The sequence below is a fragment of the Hoylesella nanceiensis DSM 19126 = JCM 15639 genome (assembly GCF_000379965.1).
Taxonomy (GTDB): domain Bacteria; phylum Bacteroidota; class Bacteroidia; order Bacteroidales; family Bacteroidaceae; genus Prevotella; species Prevotella nanceiensis.
The window spans coordinates 531,633-550,008 of the sequence record NZ_KB904327.1 but is presented as its reverse complement, the minus strand read 5'-3'; the positions used below and the strand labels follow the sequence as shown (position 1 = coordinate 550,008).

The following is an 18,376-nucleotide window of genomic DNA, read 5'->3' as shown; positions in this document are numbered from 1 at the left end:
GATAGGGTGTTTGTATATCCTTTTATTCGTCTTTTATTCTTTTGAAAGAGCTTGATTTTGCAATTTAAATTGCTTTGGTGATACTCCCACAAGTGTTTTGAAACTTTTAAAGAAGGATTGTCGATTTGAAAAACCAACTTTAATCCACACATCTTCCATAGAAAGATGGGAGAATTTCGAATCCATTAATAATTTCTTTGCTTCTAAAACACGATATTTGTTTACATAACCATTGTAGTTGGTGTTCCAAATAACATTGAAAGTAGCAGAGATATAACGGGTATTCGTGTTGAGTTCTTTTGACAATTGATTGATATTATAGCATCTATCACGGTATTTTTTCTTTCTAACAATCAGCTCTATGATATTATTTTTCAAACTATTAAGCGTTTCAATGTTGATTCTTTTGCAATAGTTTGGTAATTCAGAGTTGTATGTCTTCTTTGTGTTTGTTTGCATCTTATTTAATATAGAATATGCAGTGATAAATTGCTATCATTTTAAATGAATGATAATTGCATTTCTTTTTACCATTTATATACTCATTTCCTGCAAATGCAAAAATAACCCTTATTTTTCATATTTTCAACTTTTTACATCTAAATATTGCTCTAAAAGATGTGTGTTTTGCTTGTTTTGAGGCACTTTTATTATAAAAAATGGTCAAAATGATATTCTTTAGTGTTTGTTTGTAATATTCTGATTATTAGTAATTTATGTTTTATATGCTGCTATTTTATGGCGTATTTTATGCTAAAAAGTTATGGTGTTACATCTTTTTTTAGTACCTTTGCATCGTCGAAGGGCAGATTTCGGACTTTATTTCATTTGACATAAGTTCGTGTTTGCTGAGTAGTAACGGAATTAGTGCAGTGCTTTAATTCATTATATTAGAGTCCTGTGGCGAACAAGAGTTATGTAAGGACAATTCTTTTGTATGAGAAACGCTTTCTTGTTGTATTTGAAAACGTTTTTTAGTGTTTGATTTTCAACGCTCTTACATCACTCAGCTTTATCACAAAAAGTTGCTTTCTGGTTTGTTCCGGTTCCATAAATCATGTAGTAATGAATAATTATTTTAAACGTGTAATTTTAATTTTTGGATTAATTGTAGCGACAAATGTGTTGGTTTTTGGTTCAAATAAGAACGATAACAACACGAAAACAGAGTTTAATTGGGAGCCTATTATCGAGGCAATTATACATGTTGAGAGTAAAGGAGACCCCAATGCAAAGAGTGGAAACTCAGTAGGTGTATTGCAAATAACACCAATTTTAGTTGCAGAATGCAACAATATCATGAAGATGCGTAACAACAATAAGCGCTATTCATTGAAAGATCGCTTTAGTATTGCTAAATCAAAAGAAATGTTTTTGATTATTCAATCTTTTCATAACCCCATGAATAACATCGAAAGAGCAATTCGTTCTTGGAATGGTGGCATGAGATATAAGATTACAAGAACACAAAGATATTTTGAGAAAGTGATGAGAGCGTTAAACAAAAAGCGATAGGCTGTTTGTAAAATAACTATAGGAAAAAGTTTAATAATGCAGTTATACTAGTTCGAAAGAACGAATATTGGCTCATTATTAAACTTTTTTTGATGCCCTTTTCTTTCTTCTTTATAATAACAATATTGAAAGTCGGAGAGAATATCTTTTTCTTTGTTTATCAATATGTTATGCTTACTTATATCAAAGCACACTGCTTTTAGTATATAATAGCATTGTTATTGAACTACAAAAAATGGAGTTATAACCTATAATAGCATTGTATTTGTAGTATGATAAGAACGAAATATAGAAATGTTTTTGCAAAGAGAATGTGATGAAAAGAAAATGAATATGCTTAAAAATGTCAATAAGTAATATGATGTTCATATATAAAAAATCCCTCAACAGATCTATTTTGTTGAGGGATTTTTGTTTATCTCAATAATATGGAGACTGGCTTTATGTTGTAATTTGTGTTTGTTTGATTTCTGTTGTTGATGTAATGTTTTCATAATAGAATTATAGCTTTCTTTTATCTATTGCAATTTATATAGTGGCTGGTGCTATTAATTAAAGAAATTCCAGCTCACTCCAAATCTAAAGATGCGCTCATTAGTGGGGTAGTGAGGTGTTAAGAAATAGCGTTTAGAACCCGAACCAGCGTTTACGTGACTATACATTACAAAGAAACGGGTGTGCTTTAACAAGAAGTTGGCATATACATTCACAAATGGGTAGTTGCCAATTTTAACCTTGTCTGTTCCGTCTTGTACAGTGTAAGAGCCTAATGCAGGACTATAATCGGGAGCATAATACTCGGTGAAGTAACGTACATCTGCTCCTAAATCACACGAAAGAACCTTTGCAATCTTAAACTTCATGTAAAGGTTGCTATATATGTTTAAGTCGGGAACGCCCAAAATATCATTATTTGATGACTTTTGATAGGTAATAGTGTTCTCCCATCTGAAGATACCAAACTTGATTTTCTGAATCAATTCGAGAGTCAGTAGACTTATAGGACTTTGGTATTGATTGGTGGTAACGTCCACGTTCAATCTGTTATACTGATTGTCTATACTATAACTCTGTGCAAAATAGGTATAATTCTTAATGTTGTCAACAGCAACTCGTAGTGCAGTATTGGTCTTTTTATAGCTAAATAGACCCTCAAGACGTGTATGTATCATCTTATCCATACTATTATTATCCCACCAGAAGTGACGAGAATGATAGTGACGGAAATAGAATGAGGGGTTGATTCGATGGAAGAAGCCACTTGCAGCCAATGTAACAGTGTCGCCAAAGAGCTTGAAATTGACATCAGTATTAACGTCTAATTTAAGCTGTCCTGCATCTTTTCCAGTAACCCAAGTCTCTAATAATGCCTTGTAATGTAGCGTTTTACCAAGTGTTTTACTAATTTCTCCACCTACACTTAAATTGTGTTCGTTGTAAGTTCCTAGTGAACCATCTATTAAAGGTAGCTCAAAATGTCTGAAATCACTCGTAATAAATGCTTTAACCCCAGCTTTAGCCCATTTATTAAAGCCTTCTAATAGAGATATTGCAAAGGTGTTTTGTAAACGGAAATGCTTGGTTTGGTCGTATATAGAGTCGTTAAGTAAACGACCAGCATTATAATATTGATTTTTGTAATAATTGCTTGAGGTGTAATAAGCTTGGTATATTCTGTCGTAAGTATCAAACTTTGCAGTGTGAATGAAACTGGTTACAGGAACATATTCGCTTTTAAACCAAAGGGAGTCAGTCTCGTTCTTTTTGCTGATTGCCAACAAACTATCTCTTGTTGCGTTGTCTTTAACCTGAATTCTATTATTTGTTTTAGAGATAGAATCAACGGGCTCGCTTCCCACAACCTTAGCATCTTCGGGGCGTCCAAGTGCAATAGACTTGTTTTTCTCACGCTCTTTTGCCGACAAACGTTTGTCTGTTGGTTTAGTGTTGTTTTGTTCTTTAGAACTAAGGGCAAACTTCTTCGCTTTGATTTCCTCTTCAGTCATCTTTACTTTTCTAGTAAAGCCCACACTATAACGATGTGTAAGAAAAGCGTGTAAGTTGTTATTTCTATTCCAGTTCTTATTTAAAACGGTAGGGATCTCATTACTAGAATAATCCTCGTTGTATGCTTCAGGAGTGGTAATATAGCCATCATTGGTTATACCTCCATTCTCTGCGTTCTTTTGATGATTAGTAGAAAGCAATAGATGGGCTTGGTATTGCTCACCAAGATATGAGCCATACATCGTATAGTTGAAGTGAGCTGAGCTTTGATTGTTGTAGAATCCACGTCCATAAATATAATCGAATTTAAATCCTACACCCAATTTGCGACCTGCATTCACGCCAAATATAGCCTTAAAGTGGTCTTCTCCATTCGAACTTCCACCGCCAGTGTTATAATTAAGTATGGTAAATGGTGAAAGAGTATTGGTGAAATGGAACTGATTTACAGGTGTAATGAAATAACTATAAGGGTCTGTAAATATAAATTGACTATGGTCTTGACGATTAATAAAAATTCTATTAATACGTGGCGAACCAAGATTTCCCGTTGTGTTATATTGTCCTTCTAGTCCAGAAGTGAATATAGAGTTCATAAACATATATTGCATGGTATCTACTTTGGCAACAGTTCTGTCACCAAACTTTTCATCTACGGTCCATGCTTTAATGCCAATAGGAATCTCTTTGTTTGAATGTAGAGAGTCGGAGCTGTTATTTCCCATCGTGTTACGACGTGAAATAACTCCATTTTCATCTATTTGATTGTATTCAGTGTTTTGTGCTTGTGCATAAAAGCCAACAAACAACGAAGCAAAAAATAATAAAGTCTTTTTCATTAACGAATCATTCGTAGGATGGTTTCAATGAACTTAAATACCATTGATACCAGAATTACAATAGTTCCAACATAATGTGAACTATAAAAATATAAGAAAACACCAATAATAGCACCCACCATAAAGATGATATTTAATATGGTTCTAATCTTCATAAAGGGCTTTTCATTATTCTGATTGCCTCTTTTTCTTGTGGGAATTGAAGTGTTTTGTTCTGTAGTCATCATATCTTTTTATTATAAAGTCACATTCGATTGAATGTTATCCATAATCTCTTTTACTCTATCAATAGTTTTATATCTGAACTTTTTCTCAGCTTTCTTCACCTTAGTCTTATCTTTGCTAAGTGCAACTTTATCAGAGATAAGTTCTTCTGCAGTTGTTTTGAGTTCAGAAGGGCGTCCTATTTCGTATTTATATTTAATTCTTTCAACGTTTATGAGCAATTCATTGTCTTTGCAAGTTGCAATGAGTGTGTAGAAGAATTGAGCTCTATCGATAGAAAAAAAGTTGTTAGAAAACACTAACCATTCATTAATTGTGGCTGCAATAATGTGCTGTTTCTTATTTACAATCACAATTCTACTACCTGGAAGTGAAGTGTTTGACTTTGTAAATTGCTCAAGATACTGATAGGTTTTATCGTATATTTCGCTCGCATTCTTATTGGGAATGTTGATAGTTCTACTGAAAACAATCTTTCCTTCCACTTCAGGTACCGCACCTTCTAAGTATGGCTTGTCTTCTTCTTTTATCTCAACAACTTTCGAGTTGTCTTCTTTTGCGATAGAAGTGTTTTCTTTCTTTGTTTTAGTTTTGGTGGTTTTCTCTGTTGGAACGCTAGAGTTTGGAAGCTCCCATTCGCTTTGTGCCATCAAATTACACAAAGGAAAGAAAGCTAAAATAAGAGTGAATATCTTCTTCATAAGTTCTTTTAATTCAATTAGTAATGCAAAATTAGTAAAAGAAAGCATTATAATACTATTATGTTTTATATTTAACTTTCTTTCAGTTCAAGTTGTTCTTGGAGCTTTAACAGCTCATCTCGATACTGAGCGGCTTGTAAAAAGTCGAGGTCTTTAGCTGCTTGTTTCATTAATTCTGTGGTATATTGAATGCTCTTACGCAACTGTTCTTTCGACATCTTAACTACAATTTCATCGGCAGCGAGCATCACTTTATTGCTATTAAGCTCGTTTTCGCTGATAGAGTACTCCTTAGTTGTATTGCTATTAGCAGTATCATTTGTTAATAAAGACTTGATACTCTTTTTAATTTGCTGAGGAGTTATGCCGTGTTCCTCGTTGTATTTCATTTGGATTAAACGGCGTCTTTCAGTCTCATCGATGGTCTTTTGCATACTTTCTGTGATAGTATCGGCATACATAATCACCTTTCCATTGACGTTACGAGCCGCTCTTCCCGCTGTTTGGGTTAAGCTTCTGTGACTTCTAAGGAATCCTTCTTTATCTGCATCTAATATCGCAACGAGTGAAACTTCAGGCAAATCGAGACCTTCTCTCAATAGGTTTACTCCCACTAAAACATCGAATTCGCCACTTCTTAAGCCGTTCATAATCTTCACTCGGTCAAGAGTAGCAACGTCACTGTGTATATAGCTGGTTTTAATTCCATTATTAATGAGATAATCAGTCAACTCTTCTGCCATTCGTTTAGTAAGAGTTGTAACCAAAATACGCTCTTCTCGTTTTATACATTCAATGATTTCGTCCATTAAATCATCGATTTGATTCTCACTTGGACGTACAACTATAAGTGGATCTAACAGACCTGTGGGTCGAATAATTTGCTCAACAATAACTCCATCGGATTCTTCTAGCTCGTAATCAGCAGGAGTTGCCGACACATAAATAGCTTGATTAACCATCTCATGGAACTCTTCAAAGCGCAAAGGGCGATTATCAAAGGCTGCAGGAAGACGGAAACCAAACTCAACAAGGTTTTGTTTTCTAGCTCTATCTCCACCATACATAGCTCTGATTTGTGGTATAGTAACATGGCTTTCGTCGACAACTAGGAGAAAATCTTGTGGAAAGAAGTCCAATAAACAATAGGGTCTTTCACCTGGAGAGCGTCCATCAAAGTAGCGAGAGTAATTCTCTATTCCGCTACAATGCCCCAATTCCTTAATCATTTCCATATCATATTCAACACGTTCTTTGATTCTTTGCGCTTTAATCGTGTCGCCAACAGATTCAAAAAATGCAATTTGATCGGTTAAATCGTCTTGAATTTGTCGAATAGCATCATTGACTTGATCTTTTGAAGTCACAAAAAGATTCGCCGGATATATTTGATATGAAGCGAAAGAAGCAATGCGCTTAAATGTAACACTATCGAGTTCTTCAATACTTTCGATCTCTTCGTCCCACCAAGTGATGCGTAAAATGTGATCACTATAAGCCATAAAGACATCAACTGTTTCCCCTTTTACACGGAAAGTACCACGTGTTAGTTCGATATCATTACGTGTATATAACGCATCAACGAGCCTTCTTAGAAAGTCGTTTCTATCTAGTTGTTGTCCTTGTTGTATGCTAATGATACTCTCTCCCATAGCAGTTGGACCACCCATACCATAAATACATGACACAGAAGAAACAATAATTACATCTTGTCTGCCTGAAAGTAGGGCAGAAACAGCTGATAATCGTAATTTATCAATATCTTCATTTATTGCTAAATCCTTTTCAATATAGGTGTCGCTCGTTGGTAAATACGCCTCAGGTTGATAATAATCGTAGTATGATACATAATATTCAACCGCATTTTCGGGGAAGAAAGCTTTCATTTCTTCGTATAATTGAGCTGCAAGAGTCTTGTTGTGACTTAGTATAAGAGTAGGTTTCTTAACATTAGCAATGGTGTTTGCTATTGTAAATGTTTTGCCCGAGCCAGTTACACCTAATAAAACTTGAGCTTTATCTCCAGCTAAAACGCCATCAGTTAATTGTTTAATAGCCTCAGGTTGGTCACCAGTTGGCTTGTATTTTGATGTTATCTTGAAATCCATATATGCAAAAGTAGGAAAAAAAGTTATTTTATCGCAGTAAGATACCTTATAAATCACAAAAATAATACTAAATAGTTTGTTCTTAATAGATAATTATGTATTTTTGCATACTCAAAGAATTGGTTATATGAAGAATTTAAGTTTCATCGTTATATATATTGCCTCATTATGCGTATTCTCATCATGTGCGAATGAGTTCAATCAGGTTTATAAAACAACTGATTTCAATTATAAATACGAATACGCAAAAGAATGTTTCTTAAACAAGAAATATCAACGTGCATCTATCCTTTTACAAGACGTAGTTGTGCAGCAAAAGGGTACCGATAATGCACAAGAATGCCTTTATATGTTAGGTATGGCGCAATACTTAAATAAGGAATATGACCTAGCAGCACAAACATTCAAAAAATATTATAGCAGTTATCCAAAGGGAGTGTATGCTGAAAACGCTGAATTTTATATCGGTCAGAGTCTTTATATGAGTACTCCTGAACCACGATTAGACCAAACTCAGACCATTGCAGCTATCGCAGCGTTCCAAGAATACTTAGATCTTTTCCCTGATGCAAACCATAAAACAGAAGCACAACAACGTTTGTTTGCTCTTCAAGATAAGCTAATTAAGAAAGAGTTATACTCTGCTCAGCTTTATTTTGACTTGGGAACATATTTCGGAAACTGTGGTCCTGGAGAGAATAACTATGATGCTTGTATCATAACTGCACAGAATGCATTGAAAGATTATCCTTATAGTGCAATGCGAGAAGACTTTGCTTTACTTATAATGAAAAGCAAATATGAACTTGCAACACAAAGTATTGAGGAGAAAAAGCTTGAAAGATACCAAGATGCAGAAGACGAATGCTATGGTTTTATTAATGAATATCCAGAGTCAAAAAGTAGAACTTTAGCAGAGAAGTACATCAAGAAATGTCAAGAAATAACAAAGAATAAATCATAATAAAGTAGAAATAAAGAATTATCATTATGGATTTTAAAAGAACAAAGGCACCAACAAACACAGTAACAAGAAACATTCTAGATTTGTGTGAAGAGACAGGAAACATCTATGAGAGCGTTTCTATCATCTCAAAACGTGCTAATCAAATATCTGTAGAGATTAAACAAGAGCTCAATAAGAAGCTTGCAGAGTTTGCTTCTTATAACGATTCACTTGAGGAAGTGTTTGAAAATCGTGAGCAAATAGAAATCTCTCGTTATTATGAAAAGTTACCAAAGCCAACACTTTTGGCTACACAAGAGTTTATAGAAGGTAATATTTATTTCCGTGATCCTTCGAAAGAAGAAGTAGAAAGAATATAATGATACAGCGAATTCAGACAATATACATCTGTATTGCGGTTGTTCTTGGAATATTATCTCTTATCTTACCTATTGCTTATTTAGTCAATACAGGAATGGGATTAGGTCATACTCTATTTAACTTTTGGTTAAAAGACAACGCAAACGGAACATTTGGTTTCACTGTTATACCATTATTTATATTACAAGTAACAACAATCCCTGTTGGACTTTATAGTATATTTAAATACAATAATCGTCCTTTTCAGGCTCGTTTATGTCTTTTAAATATATTATTATTGGTATTATGGTATGCATTCCTAGGCTATTTTGTTTGGGCAATGAAGCCAAATGACGAACAATTCCAGCCCTTGTTGGCTGTATCTTTCCCATTAATAGAAATCATTTTGTATTTCATGGCTAGAAAAGCGATATGGAAAGATGAGAAATTAGTTCGTTCAGCGAATAGAATAAGATAAAAATTACGGGTAAAACAATTTCAAAAGATGGATTTTATAATATATTTCTTATAAATCCATCTTTTTCTATTAACAAGAGAATCGTCTTTCAAATGAGGCAGAGTAACAAATTATTTGGAGTTTAAAAGGTATCCTTTTCCCTTCTAATAGTTGTCCTTTTATAGGTCAATAGCAATGCTTTTACATCGTAATATCAATGTTTTTACAAAGTAATATCAATCATATAGAATGGCAATAAATCAGCAATATCCCTCGTTATTATTAGAAAAGGCAGTAGGAGAGTTGTCTAAACTCCCAGGAGTAGGACGCAAAACAGCATTGCGTTTGGCACTTCATTTATTGCGACAGAATGAAAGCGAGGTAGAAACTTTTTCGTCTTCAATACTTAAAATGAAGCAAGAAATAAAACATTGCAGCTGTTGTCATAATGTTTCAGATACAGAATTATGTCCTATTTGTGCTGATGCTCGTCGTGATTCAAGCGTTGTTTGCGTTGTAGAAAACATTCAAGATGTGATGGCAATAGAGAATACTCAGCAGTATAATGGCTTATATCATGTTCTCGGAGGTGTCATTTCTCCTATGGACGGCATTGGACCTGCTGACATTGAGATAGACTCTTTGGTAGAAAGAGTGGCGCAAGGTGGAGTGAAAGAGATCATTTTTGCCCTTGGAAGTACAATGGAAGGCGACACAACCAACTTCTATATATCAAAGCGTTTGGCCAATTATGGAGTCTTGCTAACCGTTATTGCACGAGGAATATCTGTGGGTAATGAGTTAGAGTACACCGATGAAGTGACCTTAGGACGCTCAATTTTAAATAGAACACCATTTGATAAATAATACCAATAGCAATGAATAAGAAGAATCTTTATTTAAATATCCTGTTTTATAGCAACATTCTTATAGCGTTAGTGCTTTTTATACTTTTCGAAAGTAACATTCTTCTTGAAGGAGGTTGGACCGAACAACCTATGAAAGAGTTTGTTGTAACTTACACAATGGAATTGTTGGCTATTGTATTAGTATGGTTAAGTTTGAGATTATTGAAATTTGATAAAATTCAAAACTGGTTGTTTTCTGATAGTAAGAAGATAGAATCGAGATACTTCTTACTTGCTTCAAGTCGTATTCTTGCTATAGGATTACCTCTTATTCTGAATGTCCTTTTTTACTATTTATTCATCAATACCACCTTTGCTGGATTATCTGCTATTCATCTTTTGGCACTAATGTTTGTCTTTCCATCGGAAGATAGATTAAAAAATGATACCACTTCATCAAACAATAACTAATCATTTATCGTGAAAAAGCTATCTGTAATTATAGTAAATTATAATGTAAAGCACTATTTAGAGCAGTGTTTAAATGCTCTAATGAAAGCTTTATCGAATATAGATGCAGAGGTTTTTGTTGTAGATAATCATTCAAGTGATGACTCAGTACAATATTTAACTCCTCGTTTTCCTAGTGTCTCTTTTATTAGTAGTAAGCATAATTTAGGCTTCTCAAGGGGTAATAACTTGGCAATAGAAAAGAGTTCGGGTGAGTATGTTTTGTTACTTAACCCCGATACTATTGTTACTGAAGATTCCATTGCAGATGTATTGCAATTTATGGACAAGCATACTAAGGCTGGAGGAGTGGGTGTTCGTATGCTTAAAAGTGATGGAACTTATGCTTTAGAGTCACGTAGAGGCTTGCCAACTCCATTGACTGCCTTTTATAAAATGAGTGGGCTTTGCGCAAAATATCCTACTCATAAGAAGTTTGGAAAATACTATATGGGTTATCTTTCGTGGGATAAACCTGAGCAAATAGAGGTGATGAGTGGAGCTTTTTGTATGCTTCGTCGCTCTGCACTCGATAAAGTTGGCTTGTTAGATCAAGATTTTTTTATGTATGGAGAGGATATTGACTTGTCTTATCGCTTATTAAAAGGAGGATATGAAAACTGGTATTATCCTACTGATATATTGCATTATAAAGGAGAAAGTACCCAAAAAACATCGTTTAAGTACGTGCATGTATTCTACGAGGCTATGCTGATCTTCTTCAAAAAGCATTATGGTGGTAGCTCTTTTTTCTTCTCTTTCCCTATAAAAGTTGCGATTTACTCAAAGGCTTTCATTGCTTTAATGGGCATGCAAGTCCATAATATCAAGAAAAGTTTGGGTTTATTGAGAGTAAAACCTCGCAAACAAGACCTTTATATAATAATAGGTGAAAAAGAGATGATAGAAAAATGCAGTGCAAAGGCTCAGCAATATGGTTTAGAAATACAAACTGTTGAGGGAAATGAGCAATCGCTCCCTGATGGGCATACGTATCTTTCATTGCCTAATAATCAAACAATTTATGTTGTTTACGACGTCAATGCATACTCTTATCAACATATTCTAGATCTGTTTAAGCAACATTCGGCTGAAAACATATCATTAGGAACTTATGATAAACGCTCTGATGTAATAATAACTCAAGAAGATGTTTTTGTGTAATGGATAAAGATAATAAACCAAAAGTTCTTCTTAGGGCTTTAGAACCCGAAGATTTAGATTTGCTATATGGTATAGAAAACAACCCAGAAGTGTGGGATGTTAGTCCTACTAACGTTCCTTACTCACGCTATGTGTTGCACAATTATCTTGCAAATACAGTGAATGACATCTATGTAGATAAGCAAGTGCGTTTTGTTATCGATGCAGATAAAGAGCAATGTATAGGACTTCTTGATGTAGTTCATTTCGATCCCAAGCATAGAAGGGCAGAGGTGAGCATTGTTTTGCGTAAAGAATTCAGGAAAAAAGGTCTAGCTCAAAGTGCTCTTTTGCAGCTTTTAGATTATTCTTTGCGTGTTTTGCATCTTCATCAGTTATATGCAGTAGTTCCAAAAGCAAATCAAGCGTCTATCGATTTATTTACTAGAGTAGGCTTTAAGCTCAATGCAGAGCTTAAAGATTGGCTTTTTGATGGGGAAAACTACAATGATGCTGTCTTAATGCAGTATATTTTATAAAAAATAAGAGCATTTGAATAAAAAGTTAAGAAAAAGTTTGCTAGTCCGAAAAATATGTGTACCTTTGCAACCGCAAAATAACAATAACTCGCAATTGGTGCGTTAGTTCAGTTGGTTAGAATACATGCCTGTCACGCATGGGGTCACGGGTTCGAGTCCCGTACGCACCGCATAAGAGTTTAATTGTTTATTGAGTACCTTTAAAAGGTGCGTTAGTTCAGTTGGTTAGAATACATGCCTGTCACGCATGGGGTCACGGGTTCGAGTCCCGTACGCACCGCAAGAGAGTCTGAGAAGGCTCTCTTTTTTCTTTTTATGTATTCTGTTTTAATAATAATCACTATCTTTGTAGTATGAAAAAATTAGGAATAAGCTGGAAAATTTTTGTAGCATTTCTCGTTATTACATGCGGTTTGCTCTATATAACCCAATCTTTCTTTATGTCATTGGGTATCGTTTTGTTGCTCTTTGTTATTGAACATTTCTTTGTAGAGTTCTTTTCAAAGAAGAAAAATGATAATCTTTAAAATGGCTATACAATTGTGATTATGGAAAAGATTGCGCAGTTATATTTTGAATATAAGGGCTTTCATGCCGAGAAAATAGAACAACTTGCAGGAGCAGGAAGCAACCGTTGCTATTACAGATGCTATGATAAGCAGGGCGAAACGCTTATTGCTGTAGAAGGAACAAGTGTTGAAGAGAACGAATCTTTTATATATTTGGCTTCTCATTTTAATGCACTTCATTTGCCAATGCCTTCAGTTCTTGCTGTAAGCAGCGATAGATTGTGTTATTTGCAAACCGATTTAGGCTCTGTTTCTTTGTTCGATGCCTTAAAAGAAGGAAGAAACAATGGAGGAAACTATAACGAATCTGAAATTGCATTACTAGAAAATACCATCAAACAACTACCGCTTATTCAAGTTAAGGGAGCTGAAAATCTCGATTGGAATCGTTGTTATCCTCAGCCAGAGTTCGATAAAGAGAATGTAATGTTTGACTTAAACTATTTCAAATATTGCTTTTTGAAAATCACAAACATCGATTTTAATGAGTTTAAATTACAGCATGAATTCTATTCTCTTGCTGATCATCTCTTTCAACTTACGGGTAATTCTTTTATGTATCGTGATTTTCAAGCTCGTAATGTGATGCTAACCCAAGGCTCAGAACCTTGTTTTATCGACTTTCAAGGAGGTAGAAAAGGACCTTTCTATTACGACCTTGCCTCGTTCTTATGGCAGGCTTCTGCTCAATATAACGATGAATTGCGTGCTCACTTGATTGAGGTTTATTATCAAGAACTTAAAAAGTGGGTAGCAATAGGTTCTTTCGAAGAGTTTAAAAGCAACTTAAACTTATTTGTTTTGTTCAGAACCTTGCAAGTATTGGGTGCCTATGGATTTAGAGGCTATATCGAAGAAAAGAGCTATTTCGTGAGAAGTATACCTTTTGCTATTAATAATTTAAAGGCATTACTTCAGCATGAAGATCTCTTTAAGCCTTATACTTATTTAAAAGAGGTTTTAGAAAAACTAGTAAGCCTTCCACAATTCGAAAATAAATCGAAAGCAGATGCAACAGCTTCTTCATGCAAAACAACCGAAACTCAAGAGGTATCGAATAATAAAAAGCTAAAAGTTCTAGTATATAGTTTTTCTTATCATCGAGGAATACCTAAAGATTTATCAGGTAATGGGGGAGGATATATGTTCGATTGTAGAGCCGTTCATAACCCAGGAAGATATGCTCAATATAAGAAATTAACAGGTAGAGATGCTGAAGTTATTCAGTTCTTGGAAGATGATGGAGAAATAACAGAATTCTTAAGTCATGTGTATGGACTGGTAGATATGCATGTTGCTAGATATATCGAACGTGGATTTACCAACTTGATGTTTTCTTTTGGTTGTACAGGGGGGCAACATAGAAGCGTTTATTCTGCTCAACATGTAGCCGAATATATCAGTAATAAGTTTGGTTGTGAAGTGCAGTTAATTCACAGAGAACAGCATATTGAAGAACATTACGAGGCTAAGTAGAATAAGATAACTTGCATTGTAGAAAGCAATAGAACATATTTTGCTTGTAAAAGGATCGCTTTTGCAGCGTAATAGTAATCCTTTTAAGAAACAAAGTCAATGTTTTTGCAATGTAATATTAATGTAATTAGAATCAATCATTATAGGGATGCCTACTCATAATTGTGAGTAGGCACTTTTTCTTTCTTGTATTTTGGAATAGAATGATGGTAAAGAACAATTCTGCTTTATGTATAATGTAATTGTATAAAGACAAAGAAAGGGAGCAAAATCTTCGCAGACGTGCCCCCTTATAACGAGTTATATAATTTATTAAGTGAATTTCATTGCTTAATTGGTATTATTCCCATTCAATTGTTGCTGGTGGTTTTGACGAGATATCGTAGCAAACACGGTTGACACCTTTCACCTTATTAATGATTTCGTTTGACACTTTTGCCAAGAACTCATAAGGAAGGTGTGCCCAATCTGCTGTCATTGCATCAGTACTTGTAACTGCACGTAGTGCAACAGGATGCTCGTAAGTACGTTCATCGCCCATAACACCAACGCTTCTTACTGTTGTTAAAAGTACAGTTCCAGCTTGCCAAACCTTGTTATATAATACTTCGCCATCTTCGCAAACCCATTTCTTCATTGTTTCAATGTAGATATCGTCTGCATCTTGAAGTATTTTTACACGCTCAGGAGTGATATCTCCTAAGATACGTACAGCCAAACCTGGACCTGGGAAAGGATGTCTTTCAATAAGACTCGCAGGTATTCCGAGTTCATATCCTACACGTCTCACTTCGTCTTTAAATAACCATTGAAGAGGTTCGCATAGTTGAAGGTGCATTTCTTTTGGTAAACCTCCAACATTGTGGTGGCTCTTTATGGTCATACCTGTAATACTCAAGCTTTCAATCCTGTCAGGATAAATAGTACCTTGAGCCAACCATTTAGCGTCAGTAATCTTCTTGGCTTCAGCGTTGAACACCTCAACAAAGTCACGACCAATAATCTTTCGCTTTTGTTCAGGATCGGTAATGCCTTCTAAGTCCTTAAAGAATTTCTCGCTAGCGTCAACTCCAATAACGTTCAAACCAAGTCCGCTGTAAGCTTCCATAACGTTATTGAATTCGTTCTTTCTTAGCATTCCATGGTCAACAAAAATACAAGTAAGCTGGTTACCTATAGCTTTTTTGAGCAACATTGCACATACAGTAGAGTCAACACCACCCGACAGACCAAGGATAACACGATCATTTCCAACTTGTTTCTTTAGTTCTTCTACTGTGGTCTCAACGTATGAAGCAGCACTCCATTCTTGTTTACTGCCACAAATGTCTACAACAAAGTTTTTAAGAAGAGTTTTTCCTTGTAGTGAATGGAATACTTCTGGGTGGAATTGCACTGCCCAAAGAGGCTTTTCACTACTTGCATAAGCTGCGTTTTCAACATCTTCAGTAGAAGCAATTACTTTACAATCTTCAGGAATCTTTGTAATAGTATCGCCATGGCTCATCCAAACTTGTGAGTTTTGCTCAAAACCAATGAATAAAGGATTTGAGTTATCCACAGATTTTAGGTGAGCACGACCATATTCACGTGATTCTGTGCGCTCTACTTTACCTCCTGTTGAGTGTGAGATGTATTGAGCACCATAGCAAATGCCTAGTACTGGATACTTACCAACGAATTCGTTTAGGTCGCATTGGAATGCTTCTGGATCATGAACCGAATAAGGAGAACCACTAAGAATAACACCAATCACATCTGGGTCGTTCTTAGGAAACTTATTATAAGGTAGTATTTCACAGAAAGTATCAAGCTCACGAACACGTCGTCCGATAAGTTGTGTAGTCTGTGAACCAAAGTCCAAGATAATAATTTTTTGTTGCATGTATCTTTGTTTTTATATGATGATTCTTTATTATTTATGATCTAGCGTACTAATAAATTGCTCTGCTTGGTCTAATGTCTCAAATTTGCCTACGTCAATCAATTGTAAATCGTCTTGGATATATCCTTTTATGTTTACCTTGTTGCAAACTTTAAGATAGAAATCGATGATTCCAAATTCATCAGGAAATGAGTCCATTAAAGAGAATAGGGTAGGAGAAAAGATGTGAATACCAGAGAATGCCAATTGAGTGCACTTATGAATGTCGAGTGATGGATAAGGAGTCTTTATCTCATTTGTTTCAGTATTGATCCAACCACATAAGTTCATATCCTCATTAAACAGCAGATATCGTTTTGTTTTTCGCTTGCTTACTAACAGAATTGCTTCTGCATTAAGAGTTGAAGGAAGATGATACAAGTGTTTGAGGTTGACGTTACTAACTATATCTACATTGTGTATGAGAATGGGCTCTTCATCATTAAATAAAGAAGCCGCTGCCTTTAGTCCTCCACCAGTGTTTAAAAGGTGTTGGGTTTCGTCGCTTACCTTTATATTAAGGCCGAAATTTTGTTTTTCAACTAGATAATCCTTGATTTGTGAGGCAAAGTGATGCACGTTGATAACGATGTTGTTAAAGCCTGCAGACTCAAGGGTATTGACTGTTCTTTCGAGCAGAGTTTGCCCACCAATGTTTACCAATGCTTTGGGAATCTCATTGGTGACGGGTTTCAAACGGGTTCCTAGTCCTGCTGCAAAAATCATCGCTTGCATCATAATCAATCAAGAATTATATTTTTATGAATAGAGATTTGTATCCTTTAAACAAAATGCTTAGAATGAGTAAGCAAATCCAATTGAAGCGTATTCCTTAAATTCCCAGTATCCATGTTTACTGTCTCTGCCTCTAGCATCGTCGAAACGAGGATATAAGAATATATTAGTTGAAATGAATTTGTTGAATTGGAATGATAAAGTATTTTCCCATTCAAGTTCTGCACGCTTATAAGTTGTGTAGCCATATAAACGAGTTCTCCATTTAATCATATCACTTAAAATCCAAGTAAGGTCTGCAGTAAACTCACTACCGATGTCGTGTAGTGTTCTGTGGAAAGGCTTTAAACCATATCTTTCTGCCAATTCTGGGCGTTGAACATATTTAAAGTTGTAAGCAACGGGAGCCATATGGATTGTACCTTTAAGCCTTTCTTTGAAGAATAATACGTTGTAATCCATACCGATAGAAAGGTTTACATTTAAAGGAGCAATGAAAGAAGAGTAGATTTTAGGGTCATTATTCTTAAAACCTCTCATAAACTGAGTACTAGCAATGAGTTGTAGGGTGTAATACCACTTCTTACTTGCTTGTAAACCAAATTTACTTGTGTAGCGAATAAGGTCTTCTGAGGTCTTAAAACGATGGATAGAGTCTCCCTTAGAAGTTTGGAAACCAAGCTTAAGTTCTAGCTTGTTGTCCCATTTTACCTTTTGTTTGTTATTGTAATTCGCTTGAATAATTGCGCTTGCAACCATAGAATAGTTGCTTTCTCCACCCTTATACCAGTTTTCTGAAACATAGTTTTGAAGGAATTGCAAGTAATAATCTCCTGTGAAAGTCCAGAAATTAGGTTTCTTTACAACTACATCAATTGTTGCAGGTCCATCTTCTTGAGGAGTTATGTCTGCTTTATCGGTAACTGCTGGTAAAGTTTTTAAGTCGTTAATACTATTAGGTGACAATATATTTGCTGCTAAAACGTCCTTGTCAATAAAACGAACAAGGTCGGGTCTGTTCAAATAAACACTCATCAGTGATTTGTTTATTGAACTACTTAATAAATTATCAGTATCGTAATAGTCATCAAGACTAAACGAATTGTGGGTGATTTCTCTATAATAAGTGGTAGGAATAAAAAGAGGAGCAAAGGTACTTAGAGTGTTATAAGTCTTGCTTTCTTTTCCTATTTTTTTGTAAGTAGAATCTTGCTTACTTCTAAATTGAGTCAAAGAATCTACATAGTTTGTTACGATTTTGTTATCTGTATCGTATAATTTGTTTGTTGCTTTCTTATTGCGAACTTGCGCATTTACGGGTATTATTCCGCTAAAAATCAGTAAAATAGCAATTTTTGTTATTGAATTCATATAGAAACATTTACTTTGATGGTGCAAAGGTAATAATAAAAATATAAACTTGTTTGTACAATTCGTATTTTTATGCTAACTTTGCACTCCGTATTTATTATAA

At 34.8% G+C, this 18,376-nt stretch carries 17 protein-coding genes and 2 tRNA genes; 11 read left to right on the top strand and 8 right to left on the bottom strand.

The features are described 5' to 3' along the window. Window positions 1-33: 33 nt before the first annotated feature. The gene (locus A3GM_RS0102325; RefSeq protein WP_018361776.1) at window positions 34-459 is read right to left on the bottom strand and encodes a helix-turn-helix domain-containing protein; all 426 of its coding nucleotides are present in this window, start codon (window positions 457-459) and stop codon (window positions 34-36) included. A 606-nt stretch (window positions 460-1,065) separates the two neighbouring features. On the opposite strand from A3GM_RS0102325, the gene A3GM_RS0102320 reads away from it, so the two are divergent. After that, window positions 1,066-1,515: a transglycosylase SLT domain-containing protein gene (locus A3GM_RS0102320; protein ID WP_018361775.1), complete on the top strand. Its 450-nt coding sequence runs from the start codon at window positions 1,066-1,068 to the stop codon at window positions 1,513-1,515. A 548-nt stretch (window positions 1,516-2,063) separates the two neighbouring features. On the opposite strand, the gene A3GM_RS0102310 is transcribed toward A3GM_RS0102320, so the two are convergent. The 4 genes from A3GM_RS0102310 to uvrB all read right to left on the bottom strand — a co-directional run bounded on the left by A3GM_RS0102310 (window position 2,064) and on the right by uvrB (window position 7,395). Then, the gene (locus A3GM_RS0102310) at window positions 2,064-4,361 is read right to left on the bottom strand and encodes a putative porin (RefSeq protein ID WP_018361774.1); all 2,298 of its coding nucleotides are present in this window, start codon (window positions 4,359-4,361) and stop codon (window positions 2,064-2,066) included. Then, window positions 4,361-4,588 carry a hypothetical protein gene (locus tag A3GM_RS0102305; protein WP_081614683.1) on the bottom strand — a complete coding sequence of 76 codons (228 nt, stop codon included), beginning with the start codon at window positions 4,586-4,588 and terminating at the stop codon, window positions 4,361-4,363. Before A3GM_RS0102305 ends, A3GM_RS0102310 begins: the two co-directional genes overlap by 1 nt. Window positions 4,589-4,597: 9 nt before the next feature. Beyond that, window positions 4,598-5,287, bottom strand: a complete 690-nt coding sequence (locus A3GM_RS0102300; protein WP_025829683.1) for a DUF4468 domain-containing protein — start codon at window positions 5,285-5,287, stop codon at window positions 4,598-4,600. 71 nt (window positions 5,288-5,358) lie between these two features. Then, window positions 5,359-7,395: an excinuclease ABC subunit UvrB gene (uvrB, locus tag A3GM_RS0102295; RefSeq protein WP_018361771.1), complete on the bottom strand. Its 2,037-nt coding sequence runs from the start codon at window positions 7,393-7,395 to the stop codon at window positions 5,359-5,361. 127 nt (window positions 7,396-7,522) lie between these two features. On the opposite strand from uvrB, the gene A3GM_RS0102290 reads away from it, so the two are divergent. The 10 genes from A3GM_RS0102290 to A3GM_RS0102240 all read left to right on the top strand — a co-directional run bounded on the left by A3GM_RS0102290 (window position 7,523) and on the right by A3GM_RS0102240 (window position 14,243). Beyond that, entirely contained in the window at window positions 7,523-8,359 is an 837-nt protein-coding gene (locus A3GM_RS0102290; protein ID WP_018361770.1) for an outer membrane protein assembly factor BamD, read from the top strand. Between the two features lie 26 nt (window positions 8,360-8,385). After that, the gene (locus A3GM_RS0102285) at window positions 8,386-8,721 is read left to right on the top strand and encodes a DNA-directed RNA polymerase subunit omega (RefSeq protein ID WP_018361769.1); all 336 of its coding nucleotides are present in this window, start codon (window positions 8,386-8,388) and stop codon (window positions 8,719-8,721) included. Continuing rightward, window positions 8,721-9,179, top strand: coding sequence for a DUF4293 domain-containing protein (locus tag A3GM_RS0102280; protein ID WP_018361768.1), 459 nt, complete (start codon window positions 8,721-8,723; stop codon window positions 9,177-9,179). The genes A3GM_RS0102285 and A3GM_RS0102280 overlap by 1 nt, the downstream gene beginning before the upstream one ends. Window positions 9,180-9,407: 228 nt before the next feature. Beyond that, complete coding sequence (gene recR / locus A3GM_RS0102275) at window positions 9,408-10,025, top strand: recombination mediator RecR (protein ID WP_018361767.1); 618 nt, start codon at window positions 9,408-9,410, stop codon at window positions 10,023-10,025. Between the two features lie 11 nt (window positions 10,026-10,036). Then, complete coding sequence (locus A3GM_RS0102270; RefSeq protein WP_018361766.1) at window positions 10,037-10,477, top strand: hypothetical protein; 441 nt, start codon at window positions 10,037-10,039, stop codon at window positions 10,475-10,477. Between the two features lie 9 nt (window positions 10,478-10,486). Next, window positions 10,487-11,680 (top strand): glycosyltransferase family 2 protein, encoded by a 1,194-nt coding sequence (locus A3GM_RS0102265; protein ID WP_025829685.1) that lies wholly within the window; start codon window positions 10,487-10,489, stop codon window positions 11,678-11,680. Next, window positions 11,680-12,198 (top strand): GNAT family N-acetyltransferase, encoded by a 519-nt coding sequence (locus A3GM_RS0102260; protein ID WP_018361764.1) that lies wholly within the window; start codon window positions 11,680-11,682, stop codon window positions 12,196-12,198. Before A3GM_RS0102265 ends, A3GM_RS0102260 begins: the two co-directional genes overlap by 1 nt. A gap of 96 nt (window positions 12,199-12,294) precedes the next feature. Next, a tRNA-Asp gene (locus A3GM_RS0102255) sits at window positions 12,295-12,368 on the top strand. Window positions 12,369-12,404: 36 nt separating this feature from the next. After that, window positions 12,405-12,478 (top strand) — tRNA-Asp (locus A3GM_RS0102250). 268 nt (window positions 12,479-12,746) lie between these two features. Beyond that, on the top strand, window positions 12,747-14,243 hold the full coding sequence (locus A3GM_RS0102240; protein ID WP_018361762.1) for a RapZ C-terminal domain-containing protein: 1,497 nt from the start codon (window positions 12,747-12,749) through the stop codon (window positions 14,241-14,243). Window positions 14,244-14,583: 340 nt separating this feature from the next. Here A3GM_RS0102240 and guaA read toward each other — a convergent pair whose 3' ends face one another. Genes guaA through A3GM_RS0102225 form a run of 3 tightly spaced genes read right to left on the bottom strand, consistent with a single transcriptional unit; the run spans window position 14,584 to window position 18,273 of the window. After that, window positions 14,584-16,128, bottom strand: coding sequence for a glutamine-hydrolyzing GMP synthase (gene guaA, locus A3GM_RS0102235; protein WP_018361761.1), 1,545 nt, complete (start codon window positions 16,126-16,128; stop codon window positions 14,584-14,586). Between the two features lie 30 nt (window positions 16,129-16,158). After that, complete coding sequence (locus tag A3GM_RS0102230; RefSeq protein WP_018361760.1) at window positions 16,159-16,905, bottom strand: sugar phosphate nucleotidyltransferase; 747 nt, start codon at window positions 16,903-16,905, stop codon at window positions 16,159-16,161. A gap of 57 nt (window positions 16,906-16,962) precedes the next feature. Next, entirely contained in the window at window positions 16,963-18,273 is a 1,311-nt protein-coding gene (locus tag A3GM_RS0102225; protein WP_018361759.1) for a DUF3078 domain-containing protein, read from the bottom strand. Window positions 18,274-18,376: the final 103 nt, after the last annotated feature.

Coding starts and splice junctions, on each gene's coding strand:
- A3GM_RS0102260 (WP_018361764.1), top strand. CDS start 11,680: ATGGATAAAGATAATAAACCAAAAGTTCTTCTTAGGGCTTTAGAACCC.
- A3GM_RS0102305 (WP_081614683.1), bottom strand. CDS start 4,588: ATGATGACTACAGAACAAAACACTTCAATTCCCACAAGAAAAAGAGGC.
- A3GM_RS0102290 (WP_018361770.1), top strand. CDS start 7,523: ATGAAGAATTTAAGTTTCATCGTTATATATATTGCCTCATTATGCGTA.
- recR (WP_018361767.1), top strand. CDS start 9,408: ATGGCAATAAATCAGCAATATCCCTCGTTATTATTAGAAAAGGCAGTA.
- A3GM_RS0102310 (WP_018361774.1), bottom strand. CDS start 4,361: ATGAAAAAGACTTTATTATTTTTTGCTTCGTTGTTTGTTGGCTTTTAT.
- uvrB (WP_018361771.1), bottom strand. CDS start 7,395: ATGGATTTCAAGATAACATCAAAATACAAGCCAACTGGTGACCAACCT.
- guaA (WP_018361761.1), bottom strand. CDS start 16,128: ATGCAACAAAAAATTATTATCTTGGACTTTGGTTCACAGACTACACAA.
- A3GM_RS0102300 (WP_025829683.1), bottom strand. CDS start 5,287: ATGAAGAAGATATTCACTCTTATTTTAGCTTTCTTTCCTTTGTGTAAT.
- A3GM_RS0102320 (WP_018361775.1), top strand. CDS start 1,066: ATGAATAATTATTTTAAACGTGTAATTTTAATTTTTGGATTAATTGTA.
- A3GM_RS0102225 (WP_018361759.1), bottom strand. CDS start 18,273: ATGAATTCAATAACAAAAATTGCTATTTTACTGATTTTTAGCGGAATA.
- A3GM_RS0102230 (WP_018361760.1), bottom strand. CDS start 16,905: ATGATGCAAGCGATGATTTTTGCAGCAGGACTAGGAACCCGTTTGAAA.
- A3GM_RS0102285 (WP_018361769.1), top strand. CDS start 8,386: ATGGATTTTAAAAGAACAAAGGCACCAACAAACACAGTAACAAGAAAC.
- A3GM_RS0102240 (WP_018361762.1), top strand. CDS start 12,747: ATGGAAAAGATTGCGCAGTTATATTTTGAATATAAGGGCTTTCATGCC.
- A3GM_RS0102270 (WP_018361766.1), top strand. CDS start 10,037: ATGAATAAGAAGAATCTTTATTTAAATATCCTGTTTTATAGCAACATT.
- A3GM_RS0102325 (WP_018361776.1), bottom strand. CDS start 459: ATGCAAACAAACACAAAGAAGACATACAACTCTGAATTACCAAACTAT.
- A3GM_RS0102280 (WP_018361768.1), top strand. CDS start 8,721: ATGATACAGCGAATTCAGACAATATACATCTGTATTGCGGTTGTTCTT.